This is a genomic window from Heliomicrobium sulfidophilum (genome assembly GCF_057715735.1).
The window spans coordinates 1,300,169-1,320,617 of the sequence record NZ_JBVTZZ010000005.1; the positions used below are offsets into that span (position 1 = coordinate 1,300,169).

18 protein-coding genes and 1 tRNA gene are annotated in these 20,449 nt (G+C 56.5%); 13 read left to right on the plus strand and 6 right to left on the minus strand.

What is annotated here, in order from left to right; translation table 11 throughout:
- Positions 1 to 41: 41 nt before the first annotated feature.
- From AC0CW1_RS11840 to AC0CW1_RS11865, 6 genes are all read right to left on the minus strand, one after another.
- Positions 42 to 683 (minus strand): nitroreductase family protein, encoded by a 642-nt coding sequence (locus AC0CW1_RS11840; RefSeq protein WP_488183249.1) that lies wholly within the window; start codon positions 681 to 683, stop codon positions 42 to 44.
- Positions 684 to 803: 120 nt separating this feature from the next.
- Entirely contained in the window at positions 804 to 1,523 is a 720-nt protein-coding gene (locus tag AC0CW1_RS11845; RefSeq protein ID WP_488184147.1) for an ABC transporter ATP-binding protein, read from the minus strand.
- Between the two features lie 8 nt (positions 1,524 to 1,531).
- Positions 1,532 to 2,284, minus strand: coding sequence for an ABC transporter ATP-binding protein (locus AC0CW1_RS11850; RefSeq protein WP_488183250.1), 753 nt, complete (start codon positions 2,282 to 2,284; stop codon positions 1,532 to 1,534).
- Entirely contained in the window at positions 2,271 to 3,227 is a 957-nt protein-coding gene (locus AC0CW1_RS11855) for a branched-chain amino acid ABC transporter permease (protein ID WP_488183251.1), read from the minus strand. The genes AC0CW1_RS11850 and AC0CW1_RS11855 overlap by 14 nt, the downstream gene beginning before the upstream one ends.
- A 4-nt stretch (positions 3,228 to 3,231) precedes the next feature.
- On the minus strand, positions 3,232 to 4,113 hold the full coding sequence (locus AC0CW1_RS11860; protein WP_488183252.1) for a branched-chain amino acid ABC transporter permease: 882 nt from the start codon (positions 4,111 to 4,113) through the stop codon (positions 3,232 to 3,234).
- A 98-nt stretch (positions 4,114 to 4,211) separates the two neighbouring features.
- Positions 4,212 to 5,456 (minus strand): ABC transporter substrate-binding protein, encoded by a 1,245-nt coding sequence (locus AC0CW1_RS11865; RefSeq protein ID WP_488183253.1) that lies wholly within the window; start codon positions 5,454 to 5,456, stop codon positions 4,212 to 4,214.
- 302 nt (positions 5,457 to 5,758) lie between these two features.
- Here AC0CW1_RS11865 and gyrA point away from each other — a divergent pair, with 302 nt between their 5' ends.
- From gyrA to nifK, 13 genes are all read left to right on the plus strand, one after another.
- Positions 5,759 to 8,197 (plus strand): DNA gyrase subunit A, encoded by a 2,439-nt coding sequence (gene gyrA / locus AC0CW1_RS11870; RefSeq protein ID WP_488183254.1) that lies wholly within the window; start codon positions 5,759 to 5,761, stop codon positions 8,195 to 8,197.
- 82 nt (positions 8,198 to 8,279) lie between these two features.
- Positions 8,280 to 8,867, plus strand: coding sequence for a TetR/AcrR family transcriptional regulator (locus AC0CW1_RS11875; RefSeq protein WP_488183255.1), 588 nt, complete (start codon positions 8,280 to 8,282; stop codon positions 8,865 to 8,867).
- A gap of 178 nt (positions 8,868 to 9,045) precedes the next feature.
- Positions 9,046 to 10,203 carry an HlyD family secretion protein gene (locus AC0CW1_RS11880; protein ID WP_488183256.1) on the plus strand — a complete coding sequence of 386 codons (1,158 nt, stop codon included), beginning with the start codon at positions 9,046 to 9,048 and terminating at the stop codon, positions 10,201 to 10,203.
- Between the two features lie 17 nt (positions 10,204 to 10,220).
- The gene (locus tag AC0CW1_RS11885) at positions 10,221 to 10,865 is read left to right on the plus strand and encodes an ATP-binding cassette domain-containing protein (RefSeq protein WP_488183257.1); all 645 of its coding nucleotides are present in this window, start codon (positions 10,221 to 10,223) and stop codon (positions 10,863 to 10,865) included.
- Entirely contained in the window at positions 10,847 to 12,040 is a 1,194-nt protein-coding gene (locus AC0CW1_RS11890) for an ABC transporter permease (protein WP_488183258.1), read from the plus strand. Before AC0CW1_RS11885 ends, AC0CW1_RS11890 begins: the two co-directional genes overlap by 19 nt.
- Positions 12,041 to 12,455: 415 nt before the next feature.
- Positions 12,456 to 12,531, plus strand: a tRNA-Ala gene (locus tag AC0CW1_RS11895).
- Positions 12,532 to 12,774: 243 nt separating this feature from the next.
- The gene (locus AC0CW1_RS11900) at positions 12,775 to 14,577 is read left to right on the plus strand and encodes a methyl-accepting chemotaxis protein (protein WP_488184148.1); all 1,803 of its coding nucleotides are present in this window, start codon (positions 12,775 to 12,777) and stop codon (positions 14,575 to 14,577) included.
- Positions 14,578 to 14,884: 307 nt separating this feature from the next.
- On the plus strand, positions 14,885 to 15,322 hold the full coding sequence (locus AC0CW1_RS11905; protein WP_488183259.1) for a HutP family protein: 438 nt from the start codon (positions 14,885 to 14,887) through the stop codon (positions 15,320 to 15,322).
- A gap of 340 nt (positions 15,323 to 15,662) precedes the next feature.
- Positions 15,663 to 15,980 carry a P-II family nitrogen regulator gene (locus tag AC0CW1_RS11910; protein WP_488183260.1) on the plus strand — a complete coding sequence of 106 codons (318 nt, stop codon included), beginning with the start codon at positions 15,663 to 15,665 and terminating at the stop codon, positions 15,978 to 15,980.
- Positions 15,981 to 15,984: 4 nt separating this feature from the next.
- Complete coding sequence (locus tag AC0CW1_RS11915) at positions 15,985 to 16,371, plus strand: P-II family nitrogen regulator (protein WP_488183261.1); 387 nt, start codon at positions 15,985 to 15,987, stop codon at positions 16,369 to 16,371.
- Between the two features lie 33 nt (positions 16,372 to 16,404).
- Entirely contained in the window at positions 16,405 to 17,259 is an 855-nt protein-coding gene (nifH, locus tag AC0CW1_RS11920; RefSeq protein ID WP_488183262.1) for a nitrogenase iron protein, read from the plus strand.
- Between the two features lie 41 nt (positions 17,260 to 17,300).
- Positions 17,301 to 18,761 (plus strand): nitrogenase molybdenum-iron protein alpha chain, encoded by a 1,461-nt coding sequence (gene nifD, locus AC0CW1_RS11925; protein ID WP_488183263.1) that lies wholly within the window; start codon positions 17,301 to 17,303, stop codon positions 18,759 to 18,761.
- Positions 18,758 to 20,200: a nitrogenase molybdenum-iron protein subunit beta gene (gene nifK, locus AC0CW1_RS11930; protein ID WP_488183264.1), complete on the plus strand. Its 1,443-nt coding sequence runs from the start codon at positions 18,758 to 18,760 to the stop codon at positions 20,198 to 20,200. The genes nifD and nifK overlap by 4 nt, the downstream gene beginning before the upstream one ends.
- Positions 20,201 to 20,449: the final 249 nt, after the last annotated feature.

Consider the following 20,449-nt stretch of genomic DNA (forward strand, 5'->3'; position numbering starts at 1 on the left):
AACCATCGCATAGCCTTCCGCTTTGATCTGTGATCTTAAGCTTATGCTTTCTCGGGTTCACGGACGTCAAAACCGAGCCATTCTACCCGTCCCGGTTTGCGTGGCGGCTTCGGCGGCGACTGATCAGGATAACCGAGGGTGATCACGGCGACCAGTTCCTTGCCAAATATGCCGAGGCGTTCATTCACCTCCTGGGCCACATGGAGGGGACCGGTCATCCAGCAGGTGCCCAGGCCTTCTGCATGGGCAACAAGCAGCATGTTCTGAATCGCCGCCGATACGCTCTGCAGGTTGGTGGCGTACTCAAAGTTGGCCACACGCCGTTCTGACAGGGTCAGATCGCCTGACGGCGGCGCACAGGCTTCTGGACCGTAGCAGAAGATGAGAATCGGCGCTTTGCCCAGATCTTGAAAAAAGTCCAGCGTAAACTTGATCACCTTGGGTTTATCGGCAAAGATCCGTTCTAACTTGGGCAGGATCGCCTGACCGGAGCGGCGGATCACCTCCAGCAGTTCCGCCCGCTTTTCTCCACGGACGACGACGAAATGCCAAGGCTGAACGTTCATGTTCGACGGCGCCCAAAGCCCTGCCTCGATGACCTTTTGCAGCACCGCTAAAGAAGGCTCTTCCGGCTTATATTTACGGATGCTTCTTCTTTCTTCAATGGCTGACCACAGTTCCATCGGTAGACTCCCTTCTGCCTTTTTCTTTCTCTTTCCCTTGCCTTCTCTGGTTCCTGCTCCCTCCTTGATGGAGCGCCTTCATCCTCCCTTACCGGCTGCAAAGGGATTTCCCTGAACCGTTTAAGCCAGGTGTTTCCGTTCACCCAAGTAAGCCTTGAGGACTTCCTCGCTGTGGAGCAGATTGGCGCCTGTATCGGCGTGGGTGATCCGACCATTCTCCAGCACATAGCCGCGATCGGCAACCTTAAGGGCCTGTTTGGCATTTTGCTCCACCAGCAGTACGGTGATCCCCCGCTCACGAAGGGAGCGGATGATCGAGAAAATCTCGCCGATGACGATGGGCGCCAGTCCTAGAGAGGGTTCGTCCAGCATCATCACCTTCGGCCGGGCCATCAGGCCGCGTCCGATGGCCAGCATCTGCTGCTGACCGCCGGAAAGGGTCCGGGCTGGCAAGCGGGCATGCTCTCGGAGAATCGGGAAGAGGTTGTAGATATTCTCCAGATCGGAATGAATTTCCTTTTCATCTTCCCGACAGTAGGCGCCCATGAGCAGGTTGTCTTCGATGGACATGCGCCCCAGGATGGCCCTGCCCTCGGGGACGTGGATCAGCCCCCTCTTCACCCGCTCATGGGGGGCTTTTCGTCCAATATCCTCGCCAAAAAGGGTGATCGTCCCTTCCTTGGGCTTCAAAAGGCCTGATATGGACCGCAACAGCGTCGTCTTTCCCGCTCCGTTGGCGCCGATCAGGGTCACCGTTTCCCCCTGGCGGACTTCTATGTCGATTCCTCGCAGCGCCTGGATAGGACCGTAAGACACAGACAGGTTTGACACCTTGATGATCGTCTCCATCATTCGTCATCCTTTCCCAGGTAGGCTTCGAGGACAAGGGGGTTTTGCTGCACCTCTGCCGGTGTCCCTTCAGCGATCTTTTCGCCGAAGTTGATCACGGCGACCAGGTCGGAGATCTCCATGACGACAGACATGTCATGTTCGATGAGCAGGATGGTATGCCCCTCGTCGCGGATTTTCAGGATGATCCGGTTCAGTTCCTGGCTTTCTTCAGGGTTTAGACCTGCTGCTGGTTCATCGAGTAACAGCAATTTGGCGCCTGTCGCCATCGCCCGGGCGATCTCCAAGCGCCTCTGGTCGCCGTAGGAGAGTTCGGCGGCATAGCGGTGCTTTTTGTCTTCCAGATGGAGCAGTTCGAGCAGCCGTTCTGCTTCTGTCAGCAAGGCTCTTTCTTGTTCACGTTGATAGCCGGGGAGCAGGCTGCGTATCCCTGTCCCGATCAAGGGGCTTTGGCCGATGCGCACATTTTCCAAAACGGTCATATGCGGAAAGAGACGGATGTTTTGAAAGGTGCGGGCGATGCCCAGGCGGGTGATGGCATGGGGGCTCAGTTCATTGATCATCGTTCCCTGGTAGGCGATGTGGCCGCGATCGATGGGGTAGATGCCGGTGATCATGTTAAACATGGTTGTTTTTCCAGCGCCATTGGGACCGATGAGGCTGAAGATCACCCCGTCCGGCACCTGAAAGGTAACTTCGTGAATGACGTTCAATCCGCCAAAGCTCTTATGCACTTCATCAATGACCAGCATGGCCGCATCCTCCCTCGGGTTTGTTGGGCACCGTTTTTGACGTTTCGGAAGACACAGGATGGGATGCTGAGGCAGAGGCGGTTTGGGACAGGACCAGTGAAGCGCCATTGGTGTTGTCGGAACGGGAAAAGCCGTTTTTTAACCAATTGATTGTCTCCGGAGAGATCAGGCCCTGGGGACGGATCGCCATCATGGCCATGATCAGCAGGCCGTAGACGGTAAAGCGCCATTCTTCCAGTTCCCGGATGAACGTGGGGAGTACCGTCAGGATTAAAGCGCCCAGCGCAGCGCCCAAAAAGGTCTCAGCGCCGCCGAAGATGACGTAGAAGAGGATCAACAGAGAGGTGTGGTAGCCGAAGGCGGCGGGATCGATGAAAAAGATATAGTGGGCATAGAGGGCGCCGCCGAGGCCAGCCATGGCGGCGCTCATGCCGAAAGCGGACACCTTCAGGTAGGTGATGTTGAGACCCATCGTCTGGGCAGCCACTTCGTCTTCCTTGATAGCTTTGAAGGCCCAGCCCATGCGGGAACGGCTGAGTTGCCAGCAAAAGAGGATACAGAGCGCCGCGACGGCCCAGACGAGGGGAATGGTGGTGCCGCTCATGCCGCTGAAACCGGAAGCCGCGCCGGTGTATTCAAACTTGTGAAAAAAGACTTCTACGACTTCACAAAGGCCTAATGTGCCGATGGCCAGATAGATGCCTTTCACCCGCAGAGCAGGGAAACCGACGGCAATACCAACGAGGCCGCTGGCTATGGCGGCGCCCATCATGGCGATATAGAGGTGCACTCCAAAATTGACGGTCATGACAGAGGCGAGGTAAGCGCCGATGGCCATGAAGGCGCCATGGCCGAGGGAGATCTGACCGGTGGAAAGGGTGATATAAAGGCTGACGGCCAGAATGACATTGACGCCGGCAAAGATAAGTACAGATTCTTCCATCCGATCACACCCTTTCTGTCTGGACCCGTGTGCCCAAGAGTCCCGTCGGCTTAAAGAGCAGGATAAAGACGAGGAATCCCCAGATGACGGCATCCACATAGGGAGAAAGACCAGGGATGACAACAGTGGCCGCTTCCAAGACACCCAGGAGGATGCCGGCCAGCATGGCGCCGTAAATGTTGCCAAGACCGCCGATGACCATGACGGCCAGCGCCTTCAGGCCGATGGTGGCGCCGATGAAGGGGCTCAGCTTGCCGAAGCGCAGCCCCACCAAGATGCCGGCAATGCCGGCTAGCGCGGCGGAGATGAAGAAGGTGATCATGACCGTCTTGCGCACATCGACACCGAGGATCTGGGCAGCTTTTTCATTTTCTGCCATCGCCCGGATTCCCCGGCCGAGTTTCGTTTTTTCTACGATGTAGGAAAGGAAGACCATCAAGGCGGCAGCGATGACGAAACTGAGCATTTGAGATCCGCTGATCAGCAGGTCGCCGATAGCGATGTCAGGGATGTCAATGTGGGAAGGGAAGACCTGCGGTTCTGAACCGACCAGGTTGACCATGCTGTTGACCATCACCGAGCCGAAAGCGATGGTGCTGACGATGGGCGCCAGGTGGTACTCTTTTTTGATGGGGCGAAAACAAAGCGCCTCAACACCGATGCCGATAGCACCGGCAGACAGCATCGTCAGGGGGAGCGAGAGCCATAAGGGAAGGTCAAAGTAGGTCATCAGGAAGAGCCCGATAAAACCGGACAGCATGAACAACTCCCCATGGGCCAGGTTGAGCAGGTTCAACAGGCCGAAGACCAGGGAGTAACCGATAGCGACGAGGGCATAGATGCTGCCCTGCATAACGCCATTAACGATCTGTTGGAGCAGAAGCACGCGCTATTCCCCCGTTTCAAATCATGAAATGGAAAGGGGAACGCCGAACCCTGCCGGGTGGCGACGTTCCCCTTTTGCAGCTAACAGTCAACCTCCGGTTACTTCAACACTTCATATTTGCCGTTTTTGACGACCATGGGGTAGCTGGCCTTGATCCCGTCGCCTTTGTCGTCGATGCTGGTTTTGCCGGTAAGGCCGTCAAAGTCTTTCAGGCTGGCCAGGCCATCTTTGATGGCGTTGCGCAGATCGGCTACAGGGGTGCTGCCGTTTTTGTTCGCTTTTTTGAGGACATCGCTGATCATGGTGAAAGTCTCATAGAACTGGGCTTCAAAGCTGCCGGGCAGGTCATCGGCAGGGGTGATTTTGGCGGCCTCCGGCTTGAACTTATCGACGAAAGACTTCACCCGAGGATTATCGGTATAGACGTTAAAACAGGAGGTGGCGACAAAGTCCTCGACAGCCTTGCCGCCTTGCTGGATCAGCGCCGCCGAATACATGCCCACGCCGCCAAGGAGCGGTTTTTTAAGGCCCTGGCGCTCCATCTCCTTGGCGAAGCTGGCTGCTTCATTGTAGAGACCGCCGAAGGCGATGGCGTCGGGATTCATCGTCTTGATCTGGGTGACGATGGCGGCGAAATTGGTCTCACCGGTCTTGTAGGTCAGGTAGTTGCCCTCGTTGACGATGTTCACGCCAGCAGCCTTGAACTCCCGGGGGAGATCGGTCGTGCCGACTGCCTTGGACCAGGCGTCCTTCTCGTCATGGATCACGGCCACCGTCTTGACGTTATAGGCTTTGACAAAGCGGGGCGTGGCGTCATGGAGCAATTTGTCGTCGGTCATGCTGTTGCGGAAAGCCCAGGGGCGGTTCTTCTCGGAGACGCCGGCTTTTGCCGAGGAGGGGGAGATGATGGGGACACTCAGTTTATTGGCCTGGGGAAAGGCCACCTCGCATTCGCCGCTGAAAAAGGGTCCCACGATGGCGGCCACGCCTTCATCGGCGAGGGTGCGCGTCAGGTTGACCGCTTCCTCGTTTTTCCCGCCAGTGTCTTTGACGACCAGTTCGATCTTGGCGCCGTTGATGCCACCGGCCGCGTTGATCTCGTCGACAGCGATTTTGGCGGCGATCTCATTCTTCTTTCCCCAGTCGGCGCCTTTCCCCGACTTGTCGACGAGGGCGCCGATCTTGATCACATTGCCGGAACTACTGCCGGCCGAACCGCCACCGGTTTTCGCCGTTGGGCTACTCCCCCCACCGCAACCAGCAAGCATCGTTGCCGTCAAAAGGGACAGGATGGACATTCCGCCGATCATGCGGGCGACAGGGCGATTGCTCAACGAAATCATTGACGCGACCTTCCTTTCCAGACTGTTTTTTTGTTTTTGCGGGTCAAGCTGTGTGTATAGAGAAAATGGCCAACCCCCTTTTCATAATTTTATGAATTATCAGTAAATTCAGAAAAACTATATTCGCCCCCGTCCCAATAATTCCTTCCGGCAACGTAAAAAAATTTAAAAGGACTGACCTCCATCAAAAGTCCGGTGTTGCAGGCAACCTTTGAAAGAGGCGGCAAGATTGGTTATAATAGTAAAGATAAACACCGTATAAGCGGACTTGGTACGGAATATGACATGAGGTGAACACTCCGATGTCGGATATGGTCGGAAAAGTCGTCCCCATCAAACTCGAAGATGAGATGAAAAAATCCTTCCTCGATTACTCGATGAGCGTCATCGTTTCCCGGGCGCTGCCCGATGTGCGGGACGGGCTGAAGCCCGTTCACCGCCGGATTCTCTATACCCTCTACGAAACGGGCCGAACGCCGGACAAGCCCTACAGCAAGTCGGCCGGTCTCGTCGGCGATGTCATGGGCCGTTACCACCCCCACGGCGACTCGGCCATCTACGACGCCACCGTCCGTTTGGCCCAGGATTTTTCCACACGCTACATGCTGGTCGATGGTCATGGCAACTTTGGCTCCATCGACGGCGACCCGGCGGCGGCCATGCGGTACACGGAATTGCGCATGGCCAAGATCACGAGCCACATCCTGGCCGACATCGACAAGAACACTGTCGATTTCAAACCCAGCTATGATGACAAGCGGGAGGAGCCGATCGTCCTGCCGTCGCGGGTGCCGAACCTGCTCTTAAACGGCTCTTCTGGCATCGCCGTCGGCATGGCTACCAACATCCCGCCCCACAACCTGACGGAAATCATCGATGCCGTCATCATGATGATTGAAAACCCGATGACGACCGTGGAAGATCTGATGCAGGTCGTCAAAGGGCCCGACTTCCCCACCGGCGCCCTGATTATGGGACGCGACGGCATCCGCCAGGCCTACACGACGGGCCGCGGCTCCATCATCATGCGCGCCAAGGCTCGCATCGAAAAGATGAACGGCAACAAGATGCGCATCCTCGTCCATGAGATCCCCTACCAGGTGAATAAATCGAAACTCCTGGAGCGCATCGCCGAACTGGTCCGGGACAAGCGGGTCGATGGCATCACCGACTTACGCGACGAATCGGACCGGCGGGGCATGCAGATCGTGATTGAACTGCGTCGCGACGTCAACCCCCAGATCATCCTCAACCAGCTCTTCAAGTATACCCAGATGCAGGACACCTTCGGCGTCATCATGCTGGCCCTCGTCGACGGCGTGCCCAAAGTGCTCAACCTAAGGGACATGCTCCACTACTACCTGGAGCACCAGAAAGACGTCATCGTCCGCCGGACCCGCTACGAACTGGAGAAGACCGAGGCCCGCGCCCACATCCTCGAAGGCTTGCGCATCGCCATCGACAACATCGACCGCATCATTGAGATCATCCGCACCTCCCAGGACGAGGATGAAGCCCGTCCCACCCTGATGGAGGAATTCAGACTCAGCGAAAAGCAGGCCCAGGCCATCCTGGACATGCGCCTCAAGCGCCTGGCCGGCTTGGAGCGGGAAAAAATCGAGAAAGAGTACCAGGAGTTGCTATCGAGCATCGCCTATTATCGCGCTGTCCTCAATTCGGAGAAGATGGTCCTGGACATCATCAAAAAAGAGATCACCGACATCAAAGAAAAATTCGCCGATCCTCGCCGCACCGAGATCACCGGCGGTGGCGCTGACATCGACGTGGAAGACCTGATTGCCGAAGAAGACGCCGTCATCACCATCACCCACAACGGCTACATCAAGCGCTTGCCGGTCAATACATACAAGGCCCAGCGCCGGGGCGGCCGGGGGGTCACCGGGATGGGGACCAAAGAGGACGACTTTGTGGAACACCTCTTTGTCACTACGACCCACCACACCCTGCTCTTCTTCACCGACCGGGGCAAGGTCTACCGATTGAAGACCCACGAGATCCCCGAGGCGTCGCGGACGGCCAAGGGGACGGCCATCGTCAACCTGCTGGCGATCACCGGCGACGAAAAGGTCAACGCCGTCATCCCTGTCAAGGAGTTTGCCGCCGACCAGTACCTCTTCACGGCGACCCGCAGCGGCATCGTCAAAAAGACCTCCCTCCAGCACTACGACACGTCGCGCAAAGAAGGGTTGATCGCCCTCACCCTCGATGAAGGCGACGAATTGATCGGCGTCAAGCTCACCGATGGCAAGAGCGACATCCTCCTCGCCACCCGCAGCGGCATGGCCGTTCGCTTCAATGAGACCGACGTGCGCGAGATGGGCCGGACGGCCCGCGGCGTCAAAGGGATCGAACTGGCTCAAGGCGACTTTGTCGTCGCTCTTGACGCGGTTAAAGATGACGATGAGTTGCTGATGATCACCGAACTCGGCATGGGCAAACGCACCCCCCTCTCGGAATACCGCAAGCAAAACCGGGGCGGCAAGGGCATCCTGGCCATGCGTCTCACCAACAAGACGGGCTTGATGGCCGGCATCAAGGTGGTCCGTCCCGGCGACGAACTCATGGTCATCTCTGCCGAGGGCGTCATCATCCGCTTAAACGTCGATGAGATCAGCGTCCTCAGCCGCGTCACCCAGGGCGTGAACATTATGCGGATGAGCGCCAACGACAAGGTGGTCGCTCTCGCCCGGGTGGCCATGCGGGAAGAGGATGACGAGTAAAGCGGTCGTTAGCATGCAATGAGCAGGTTAGGCGTCGAAGTCGATTGGCGTCAGAGTCTGGCAGACCGGGGAGGAAAAGGCCATGGGCAAGGTGGAGCAGATTTTTCAGGGGGCTGTGGATATCTTTGCCGAAAAAGGATTTGATCGCGCCACGATGGATGAGGTGGCCGAGCGGTCCGGCGTGGCCAAAGGCACCTTGTACTATCATTTCGACGGCAAGGAGGATCTGATCGCCTTTTTGATGGAGGAAGGGCTAGAACGCCTCTCAAAGTACGTCCATGAGGCGGTCGCCGGCTGTGACGACCCGGAAGAACAATTGCGCCGGGCGATCCATGGACTGGTTAGCTTTTTCGACCAGAATCGCGATTTTTGCCAAATGCTGCTGATGGGCGTCTGGTTCAACCGGGAACGGCAAGCCCAGTTCCGCCAATTCCTCCACAAGTTCTACAGTCAGCTGGCCGCCATCATCCAGGCCGGGATAAAAAAAGGCCAATTGCGCCCCATGCCGGCGGAACTCTCTGCCACTGGGCTCTTTGGGCTCATCTCTGTCATCTCCCTGCGCGTCATTCTCGACGGCGACGCCATGGACTGTGAACAACTTGGGGATTTTCTCTATCAACAGTACCTGAATGGCGCAAAGATCTGTGGAGAAAAAGAAACGAGCCTTTAATCTGCTCAATAGGTTAGTCAGTGAAGAGACCGTCTGGACATAAAGCCAGCCGGTCTCTTTGTTTCCTATTCGTTCAACCTAGGAACGTCCTTTTTCTGTTGACGCCCTGAAGAGGAAAGTTCTATAATCAAATCAGAAGATTAAACTGACTGGTCAGTACATAATGGGGTGAGAGTCGATGAATAAGAAGCTGACAGCTGCCATTGCCATCGGCGCAGTGCTGCTCACGGCCATCGGTTTTACCGCCTTTCCCTGGGCGTCTCGGTCAAAGGTTAGAGCGGGACAACCCTTGACCGGCTATGTGGAAGGCGTCGAGTTTAGCGTCGCCTCTAAGGTCGCCGGACGGGTACAAGAGGTCCTTGTCAAGGAGGGCGATCGCGTCGAGGCCGGTCAGATCATCGCCCGCCTGGAGAGCCGCGAACTGGTGGAACAGTTGAATCAGGCCAAGGCGGCCCTCGCCCAGGCCCAGATCGGCCATACCCTTACCGCCGACACCGTCGACGGCCAGGTGGCCCAGGCCAAGGCCACCATGGACGCTGCCCAGGCCAAATTGGATGCGCTGAAAAACGGCGCCCGCCCCCAGGAGATCGAACAGGCGCGGGCTGCCGTCGACCAAGCCCAGGTCGCCTATGACAATGCCAAGCTGAATGCCGAACGGACAGAGAAGCTTTTTGCCAGCGGCGCCGCATCGGCGAAACTGCGCGACGACGCCCAGTCGGCCGCTGACGCCGCCTTGGCCACGTTGAAGATGGCCAAAGAAAAACTGTCCCTCATTGAGGCAGGCGCCCGGCCGGAGGAGATCGATGGCGCGAAGGCCCAGGTCGATCAGGCGGCGGCGGCGCTGCAACTGGCTATCGCTTCCCGCAGCCAGGTATCCTTGAAGGCGGCGGCGACAGACCAGGCCCAGGCCGCCGTAGAGGCCGCCCAGGCGATGGTGGACAATACGGTGATCCGGGCGCCGCAAAAGGGTGCTGTTACAGCGAAGCTAGTCCAGGCCGGCGAGATGGTCGCCGCTGGCTTGCCCATCGTCACCGTAGTGGATATCGATACGGTCTGGGTGAAGGCCAACGTGCCGGAAGACCAGGTAGCCCAATTACAATTGGGTCAGGAGATTGAGGTCTCTGTAGGGGGCATCGAAAACCGTCTGATCGGCAAGCTCACCTGGGTCAGCGCCAGTGCTGACTTTGCCACGAAAAAAGCCAGCCATGACATGGGCGATTTCGAACGCAAGACCTTCGGCATCAAGGTGGAACTGCCTAATCCCGATGGCGCGCTCAAGCAGGGGATGACGGCCAAGGTCTATCTCCCGGCGGGAACGACCGGTTCGATCCGGTGAAGGCGGTGGAACAGCCGATGGCAACGACATTGCTCGAACTGAAAAACGTGGCGATCGGGCGTCCTGACCGCCTCCTGTTGCAGGACATCTCCATCACCATTGAAGGTGACGGCTTGACCGGCATCTACCTTCCGGACGGCGATGTCCGCTGGTCTCTCTTTCAGGTTATGACGGGACTTACCCGACCGCTCTCCGGTGAGGTGCGCCTCCATTGCCGGCGAGTCGGCTTTGTGCCGGAACGTTTTTTCCTTTACGGCGATCTGACGGTAGAGGAGAATATCCGCTTTGTCGCGGGCGCATTTTCCATCTCCGATCAGGAGATCGAGGGGCGCATCGGCGATCTGTTGACTTTTTGTCATCTCGAAGCAACCCGCCGAACGCGCGCAGCCGCTCTCTCTTTTACGGAAAAGATGTTTTTGCAGCTCGCCGCCTTTTTGTCTGTCGATCCGGAACTGATCATCCTCGATGAGGCGACGAGGGAGATGCCCTCTTATGACCGGGCGCGCTTTTGGCAGGTCCTCGCCGAGAGTTGCGCCTCCCAGGTCCATCCGGTGCGGTCCATCGCCTTTCTCAGTCATAACCGGGACGAGGTGGGCCGCTGTCACCGACAGATCGACCTTGGGAAAGCGAAGGAGGACTTCGAATGCAACCGATGCAGTTGAGGCAATGGGCACAATCGCTCCTGCTGATGGCGGCAAAGGAATTCACCCATATCGTCCGGGACCGGCGGACCCTCTTTCTGATCCTGCTGGCGCCCTTGGTCACCTTCAGTCTTTTCGCCTATCTTTACGACGGCCAGCGGGTCACCGAGATGAACCTTGTCATCGTCGACGAGGACCACAGCCCCTTAAGCCGGGAAATCATCAACATGTACGGCCAATCGGAACTCTTTCGCTACCAGGGACTCGTCGACACGGTCGAAGAGGCGGAGCAGCGCATTCAGGATGGGGAGAGCGATGTAGCCGTCATCATCCCGGAAAACCTGAACCGTGATGTCAAGGACGGGCGGTCCACCCAGGTGCTCACCCTGATCGACGGCACCAACATGCTCATCTCCAACGCGGCCACCAAAGGGACCACGACGGTTCTCCAGACTGTGTCAGCCGGCGTGACGTTGCGTATGATGGAAGCAAATGGGATCGTTCCTGCGAAGGCAAAGGCGATGCTCCAGCCGATCAATGCCACCATCCGCGTCGGCTACAACCCTGCCTACAACTACCGCGTCTTTCTGATCTTCGGTCTGGTGGCGACCGTTTTGCAACAGGTGATGCTGATGACCATGTCGGGCGCTTTCTGCCGGGAAAAAGCGCGGGGAACGAACATGATCCTCGTCGCCGCCCGGATGCCGGTCACAGCGGTCGTCCTGGGCAAGGCCGTGCCCTACTTTGCGATTTGCCTGTTCAACACCTTTCTCATGCTCCTCTTGTCCAACCAACTGACCGACATCAGCATCCTTGGTTCTGGATTCGACCTCTTCATCGTCTCTCTCGCCTTTACCTTATCCTTGATCGGGATTGCTTTGCCCATCTCCATCCTTGTGCCTGATGAGCTGCGCGCCAGCCAGATTATTCTCCTGATTGCCACCCCCTCCTTCCTCGTCTCCGGTTTCACCTGGCCCCTGAGTAAGATGCCTGGTCCCATCGTCGCTTTCGCCAACTGTCTACCCCTGACCCACTACCTCGCCGCCTTTCGCATTGTCGGCATGAAGGGGGCGCCTCTGTCGGCTGTGGGGTTGGAACTACTCATCCTTTTTACTGTCGGCATCGCCGGCATCGCCGGCAGCGTGGTCCTCTGGCAGCGCCAGCGGGAGGCGGGAAGGCTGGTCACACTTGACTGATGGAACGAAAGAGCGATACCGGTTCGTCTCCATTGCAGCTGATGCGTCGAACATAGGAGATGTTCGGCAAGACGAAAAAAGTTTGGATTTACCGATTGACATTGTTACCGTGGAATGATAAGATATATCCCATGCCGCAAGACAGGGTTTTGAAAATTGTATGATAAAAAATGCAGAAAAAAAACCTCTTGCAATTGTGGCGAATCGGTGATAATATTAATAACTATCGCTGGCAAAACAGTGACGCGCTGGTCCTTGAAAATCGAACAGTTGCGAATCAAAAGCGTGCGAAACCAATCAATTCCGGTTGATTGATAAATGTAAGAGCTTGACTCAAGCTTATCTACAAATTTTTGTGGAGAGTTTGATCCTGGCTCAGGACGAAACGATGTGTGAAACTGAAGCGGGTCATAATGGGGCTATAGCTCAGCTGGGAGAGCGCTTGAATGGCATTCAAGAGGTCAGCGGTTCGATCCCGCTTAGCTCCACCATATTTGCAGTAATCTTGCCGAAAGGCGAGTTTGCTATGATACATTTGCTCCTTGAAAACTGCACAGAGGAAAAGTAAAGCGCAAGCGATTACGGTCGAAGCGAAGACGCGACAGGTGTCGCCCAAGCGGCAACGCAACAGGTAACCACCCAAACGGCAACGCGACGACAATAATCGAAAATAAGGTCAAGTTAGTAAGGGCATACGGCGGATGCCTAGGCGCTGAGAGGCGAAGAATAAGCTGATAGGAATTGCCGTCGCCTTTGAGCCGAATGGATTCGATGGAAAAGATGAACAATATGTGAACAAAACCTTTCATGATCAGACGGGGCGTTTTATACCCTACGTGGCGCAACTGGATGGAAAAATCTCGATTACGCCCATTGTCGGCTATGACCAAGCGAATGCACATTGGTATAAAAAACCCAAAAACAGCGGCAAAGTATCCTTGACCGATCCCTATGTCTATGAAGTGAACGGCAAGCGCATCGCCATGGTAACCGTCTCCTCTCCCCTTACCGATGTTTCAGGGAATTTTATCGGTGTTGTCGCGGTAGATGTAGACGTAAAGGCGTTTCAGGACGTCGTAGAAAAGGTTACTCCGATGGGGGGATATGGGAAGATCACCTCATACGATGGTCACGTGGTCGCTCATGGGAAACGTCCTGATTGGATTATGAAAAATATCACAGACACTGAACGGAATGGAACAGAGACGCTGGAAAAGATCAAAGAAAGACAGGAATGGTTTGGATGGACCGATTCTGAACAACCAGGGATGAGGCAGCTCGAGTTTCACGCGCCCATACACCTGGACGGCGCACAAGAACACTGGACGTTTTCCGTCGTAATCCCCGAATCGATGATCCTTGCCCCCTATCATCTGATGCGCAACATATGTATCGCCGCGTCCTTGTTGGCCCTTGTGGTGTTGATGGCGGGTGTTTTGGCGACTGTTCGCCGGATGACGAAGGGAATCAGTGATATTGACGTCCAACTGCAGAAAATTGCCGACGGTGATTTTACATCGTCACTGCCCGAAAAAATGATGCAGCAAAAGGATGAAATTGGCCGGATCGCCCGGTCCTTGATGCAGATGCAGTCATCGCTACGACAATTGATTGGACAAACATTGACGACTGCGACACATGTAGCGGAAAGCAATGCTGAAATCAAAGACTATGTGAGCCAGTTGAATGCACAGACAAGCGAGGCATCAGCGGTAGTGCAGCAGATATCGGCGACAATACAACAATCAGCCGCTGCTGCCCAAGAGATGAGCGCCACCTCTCATCAGATTGAATCTATGATGATTACGGTGTCATCAAAATCTCAAACAGGCGTCCTTCAGGCGGAAGCCATTCGTCAGCGAGCAGCGACCGGGCAAGAGAGTTTTCTGTTGGCTCAGGCAGAAACAAAAGGATTGATCTTGCAGTCAAAAGAAACGTTGCAAAAAGCCTTGGCAGAAGCTCAAGAAGCGAAAGCGATCGCGCACTTTGCCGACGCCATCTTGGAAATTGCGGCGCAGACGAACCTATTGGCCTTAAACGCGGCGATTGAAGCGGCTCGTGCAGGAGAAGCCGGGCGTGGTTTTGCTGTTGTGGCCGATGAGATTCGTCAACTGGCCGATAACGCCACCAGTGCAGTTACTTCGATCCAAACGACGACAGCCTCCGTTCTTACCGCCGTTGCACGGCTTGGTGAAAGCGCACAGGAGTTGATGGACTTCGTAGAAGACCGGATCATCCGGGATTACCAGTCCATGTTGAAGATGACTGGCCAATACGCCCAGGATGGCGAAGCGATTGATGGGCTTGCCCATGATTTTCAAAAAATGGCCAATGAGGCTCATCAAGCGTTGGCTTCATTGATCAAAGCGATCAATGAAGTGACGAAGGCTGTTTCTGAAGGCGCCATAGGTGTGCAGTTGATTGCTGAGAAGACCTCTCATATCGTGATGAACGTCGTCGAGGTAGATAAAGAAGCGGTTTCTGCCCAAGAACAGGTCAAGGGACTCAATCAGATGCTTTCACGGTTTCAGGTCTGAATACATTGAGGCGCACAAGGTCACCCCTTCATCTCCTGCCGATAGGGGACAGCCAAAATCAAACAGTTATATGTAATCGTTCAAAAAATGGAGATACCGGAAGATATAAATGGTACATAAGGTTATTTAACGGTTTTCCCCGGTTTTCACCGGGTGACAGAAAGTGAAAACCAGTTTATGTTTATATCATCACTCAACGGACTCCCCAGCACAGTGGCATCGACGCCATTTTGAAGTGAGAACTTCAAAATGGCGTTTTTCATTTTATCCTTGTCTTTGTAAGAACGCGAAAAGGGGGACTTAAGAGATGAAGGCAACTGCCCAGGAGGGCAAACCCTCTTTAGAGCGCGCCGCCATGATGCTTGCCATGAGTGAGACGAGAGAGAAAGAATACCGTCTTCGCCAGTACTATGGGGAAGAGATGGGACTGGCTTGCGTCGTCACCGAAGTGGGAGGCACCGTAAGCGCCTTGCAGAGCACCGGCAAACTGACGAATTCCGTCATCGCCGCTGCCATCAACGCGAAAGTTATCGAAGGGAAACCGGAATCGGTCCACGCCGTGCTGCACGCCACCGTCGACGCCATGAAGGGAATCTTCCTCGAAACGGCCAACAACGCCAGCCTCGCCCTCAAAATCAGCGTCATCTCCGATAGCCGGTGGGTGGCTGTCGGCATCTTCGGAAAGTCTTCCGTCCATCCCCTGACGGAGCACAGCCGGGTTGGATTGGGATACATGCACTTGTAAGAGAACTTTTCAACTTTTTCGAGAAAACAGTGAGAATGATCCGAGCGAGTCGATTCCAGCGGACGTAGCGGTTAAAGCAGAGCGAGAGAAAAGCCAGAGAAGAGTCAGAGCAGCGGTGGCACAACTTCATAAGGAAAACGGGCGCCACCCCTTCTGCGGGGCTGGAGTGTTTACAGCGGATGAGAGAGCCTTTGGTCAATAAAAACCAAGGGCTCTTTCTGTTTCTCCGGCGGGAGAGTTTTTTCCCGACCACGTAAGGAGGTGATGCCCTCGGTTTCCTTCCCTGAGGGTTCCCCAAGCCATTCACTATCCCCAATAAGAAAGAGGAGGCGTTGATTCCATGAAAATGATCCGTGCCATCATTCGGCCGGAAAAAGCCGAAGTCATCGCGGAAGCCCTGGCCACGGAGGGTTTGACCTCCCTCACGAAAATGCACGTCTTCGGTCGCGGCAAAACCAAAGGGATGCGCATCGGCGACGTCGTCTATGATGAGTTCCCCAAAACGATGATCCTGATGGTCGTCGAAGACGAAAGCGTCGAAAAAGCCGTCGAAATCATCATCGAAGCCGGCAAAACCGGTTCCATGGGTGATGGCAAGATCTTTGTGACTCCAGTGGAAGAAGCCTACACCGTACGTACGGGGGCAAGGGGGTTGTAATTTTATGAAGGAAATCGTCGCCTTCATCCGACGCCACCAACTGCCGGCAACGAAAACGGCCCTGGAAGAAGCCGGTTTCCCGGCGCTGACTATCCAGAGCGTTGAAGGCCGGGGCAAACAAAAAGGCATCGGCGGTTGGGCCGCCGAGGTCGACCCGGAACTGAACAAATTCACCTCTGCGGCCCTGCAGAGTATGGAGCCGGAGATCAAGTGGATCCCCAAACGCATGCTCACCATCATCGTCCAAGACGATCAGGTGTCGGCAGCAGTCGACGCCATCATCACGGCCAACAAGACCGGTCACATCGGCGACGGCAAAATCTTCGTCTGTCCCCTGGAAGAAGTCGTTCGTGTGCGGACCCAAGAGCGGGGTTCCGAAGCCGTCATCTAAAAACATCTATGGAGACTGAAGGAGGAATTCCCCATGCGGCAGATCGCCATTTACGGAAAAGGTGGCATCGGTAAGTCCACCACCACGCAAAACACCGTTTCCGCTTTGGCGGAGATGGGCAAAAAGGTCATGATCGTCGGCTGCGACCCCAAAGCGGACTCGACCCGTCTGATCCTGCACTCCAAAGCCCAGGCCACCGTCATGGACCTGGCCCGTGAAAAAGGCACCGTCGAAGACCTCGAACTGGAAGACGTGCTCCTCACCGGCTTTGCCGACATCCGCTGCGCCGAGTCGGGCGGTCCGGAACCTGGCGTCGGCTGCGCCGGCCGGGGCGTCATCACCGCCATCAACTTCCTCGAAGAAAACGGCGCCTACACCCCTGACCTCGACTATGTCTTCTATGACGTTCTCGGCGACGTCGTCTGCGGCGGCTTCGCTATGCCGATTCGCGAAAACAAAGCCCAGGAGATCTACATCGTCACCTCCGGCGAAATGATGGCCATGTACGCCGCCAACAACATCGCCCGCGGCATCCTCAAGTACGCCTCCTCCGGCAAAGTCCGTCTCGGCGGCCTGATCTGCAACAGCCGGAAGGTTGACAAGGAATACGAACTGATCGACGAGCTGGCCAGACGCCTCAACACCCAGATGATCCACTTCCTGCCCCGTGACAACCAAGTCCAACGGGCCGAGCTGCGCCGGATGACCGTCATCGAGTACTCCCCCGATCATCCCCAAGCCGACGAATACCGCGCCCTGGCCAAGAAGATCGACGAAAACAAAAAACTCGTCATCCCCACGCCACTCACCATGGACGAACTGGAAGACCTGCTCATCCAGTACGGCATCCTGGAAGACGAAGAAACGGCAGCCGCCAAGCTTGGCTAAGCGATAACACCCAATTTTAGAAAGGAAAGAGGTGTAGCTTCATGGCTGAACAGCAAGATTCGAAGGGTTATGCCAGCAGAGAGATGGTCGACGAGGTCCTCTCTGTCTATCCCGAAAAAGCTCAGAAGATGCGTGCCAAGCACATCACCGTCAAGGAAGAGGGCTGCGCCTCCTGCTCGATTCGCTCCAACTCCAAGACAGTCCCCGGCCTGATGACTGCCCGCGGTTGCGCCTACGCCGGCGCCAAAGGTGTTGTCTTCGGACCGGTGAAAGATATGGTGCACATCTCCCACGGACCTGTTGGCTGCGGCTATTACTCCTGGGGCAACCGCCGGAACCTGGCGGAAGGCAACCTGGGCGTCGATAACTTCGTCCCCTTCCAGTTCACCTCCGACTTCACCGAAGGCGACATCGTCTACGGCGGCGACAAGAAGCTGGAGCAACTTTGCCGGGAAGTCAAAGAACTCTTCCCGACCGTCAAAGGCATCTCTGTTATGTCCGAGTGCCCCGTCGGCCTCATCGGCGACGACATTGAGAGCGTCTCCAAGCGGATGAGCAAGGAACTGGGCATTCCCATCGTCCCGGTCCGCTGCGAAGGTTTCCGCGGCATCAGCCAGTCCCTCGGCCACCACATCGCCAACGACGCTGTGCGCGACCACCTGCTGGCGAAAAAAGAACGTCCCGATCCCGGACCCTATGACGTCTCCCTTATCGGCGACTACAACATCGGCGGCGACGCCTGGGCCTCCATCAAGATCCTCGAAGAGATGGGCCTCAAAGTACGCAACACCTGGACCGGCGACTCCACCATCGAGATGCTGCAAACAGCCCACCAGGTGAAGCTGAACCTCATCCACTGCTACCGCAGCATGAACTACATCTGCAAGCACATGGAAGAGGAATACGGGATTCCCTGGATGGAGTTCAACTTCTTCGGCCCCACCAAGATCAAAGAATCGATCCGCAAAATCGCCGCTTTCTTCGACGAGACCATCCAGGAAAAAGCGGAAGCGGTCATCGCCAAATACGACCCCCTCATGCAAGCCGTCATCGACAAGTACCGCCCGCGCCTGGAAGGCAAGAAGGTCATGCTCTACGTCGGCGGCCTCCGTCCCCGCCACGTCATCGGCGCCTACGAAGACCTTGGCATGGAAGTCGTCGGCACCGGTTACGAGTTCGCCCACAAAGACGACTATGATCGCACCTTCCCCATAATGGGTGACAACACCATCATCTATGACGACGTGACCGCCTACGAATTCGAAGAGTTCGTCAACCGCATGCGTCCCGACCTGATCGGCTCCGGTATCAAGGAAAAGTACGTCTTTGAAAAGATGGGCTACCCCTTCCGCCAGATGCACTCTTGGGATTACTCCGGTCCCTACCACGCCTATGACGGTTTCCCCATCTTCGCCCGTGACATGGACATCGCCCTGAGCAGCCCCACCTGGGGACTGGCCAAGGCGCCCTGGAAAAAAGACGCGAAGGAGGTGCGCAAATGAGTGAGAACACCTGCGCCTGTACGAAGTCCAAAGAAGAAGTGGCAGAATGGCTGAATTCGCCCGAATACCGGGAGATGAACTTCAACCGCAAAGCCCTGTCCATCAACCCCTCCAAAGCCTGCCAGCCCCTGGGCGCCCTCCTTTGCGCCCTCGGCATCGACGGCTGCCTTCCCTTCGTCCACGGTTCGCAAGGCTGCGCCGCATACTTCCGCAACACCCTGAACCGTCACCTGCGCGAGCCTGTTCCCGCCGTCTCTGACTCGATGACAGAAGACTCGGCCGTCTTTGGCGGTCAAGCCAACCTGATCGAAGGCCTGAAAAACGCCTACCAGGTCTATAAGCCCCAGATGATCGGCGTCTTCACCTCCTGCATGGCCGAGGTTATCGGCGACGACCTGAACGCCTTCATCGCCAACGCCCGCAACGCCGGCTCGGTGCCCCAGGATTTTCCCATCGCTTTTGCCCAGACGCCTTCCTTCGTGGGCTCCCACATCACCGGCTGGGACAACATGTTCAAAGCCCTGCTCCAGTCCCTGGCCGACCCGCGCCATGGCAGATGGACCAACGGCCGCCTCTATGTCGTCCCCGGCTTTGACGCCTACCCTGGCAACCTGCGCGAATACAAGCGCCTCGTGTCGGCCATGGGCATCCCCATGACGATGCTGCCTGACGCCACGGAAGCCATGGATTCGCCCCATACCGGCGAGTATCAGATCTATCCCGGCGGCACGCCTATGGCGGAACTGGCGGACGCGCTGAACGCCTCCGGCTTCATCTTTATGCAGCGCTACTCCACCATCGGCAGTTACAAGTTTGTCAAAAACGTCCAGAAGATCAACACCGAAGTGGTCACCATGCCCATCGGTATCAACAATACCGACAAGTTCCTCATGGCCCTTCAGGAGATGACCGGCAAGCCGATCCCGGCGGAACTGGAAAAAGAGCGCGGCCGCGCCGTCGACTCGGCCACCGACGCCCACCAGTACATCCATGGCAAGCGTTTCGCCATGTTCGGCGACCCCGACCTGCTCCTGGGCCTCACCGGCTTCCTCCTCGAAATGGGCGGCATCCCGGCCCACATCGTCTGTACCAACGGCAGCGAGCAGTTCCGCAAGGACATCCAAGCGGTGCTCGATGCCAGCCCCTTCGGCAAGGACTGCGGCGTCCACGTCGGCCGCGACCTCTGGCACCTGCGCTCGTTGCTGATGACGGAGCCCGTCGACATGCTGCTCGGCGACTCCCACGGCAAGTTCGACGCCAAGGACGCCAACATCCCCTTGGTCCGCATCGGCTTCCCGATCATGGACCGCGTCAACCTGCACCGCAGCCCCATCGTCGGCTACCAGGGCGCCATCAACCTGGTCACCATGATCGCCAACACCTTCATGGACCAAGTCGACCGGACCTGCCCAGACCGTCTCTTCGAACTGATGCGCTAATCCGACGTTACGCCGCAAGTGGATGGGTGCTAGAAAAACTCCGGTGGTGGGAAGCCGCCGCCGGAGGCGCTCCCCTTGACGTCACAACTGAAAAACTGTGGCAGTGGGGCCAAGAAAAAGGCAACGAAAATTCAGCGAAAAGTATACTGCCTTACCACCTGAAGCCTACGCAAAAGAGCCTTCGACGGATAAGAACCGGCAAAAAGCAATTGCTTTGACTGAGAAAAAGTGGAATAGGGGGTGCCGCCG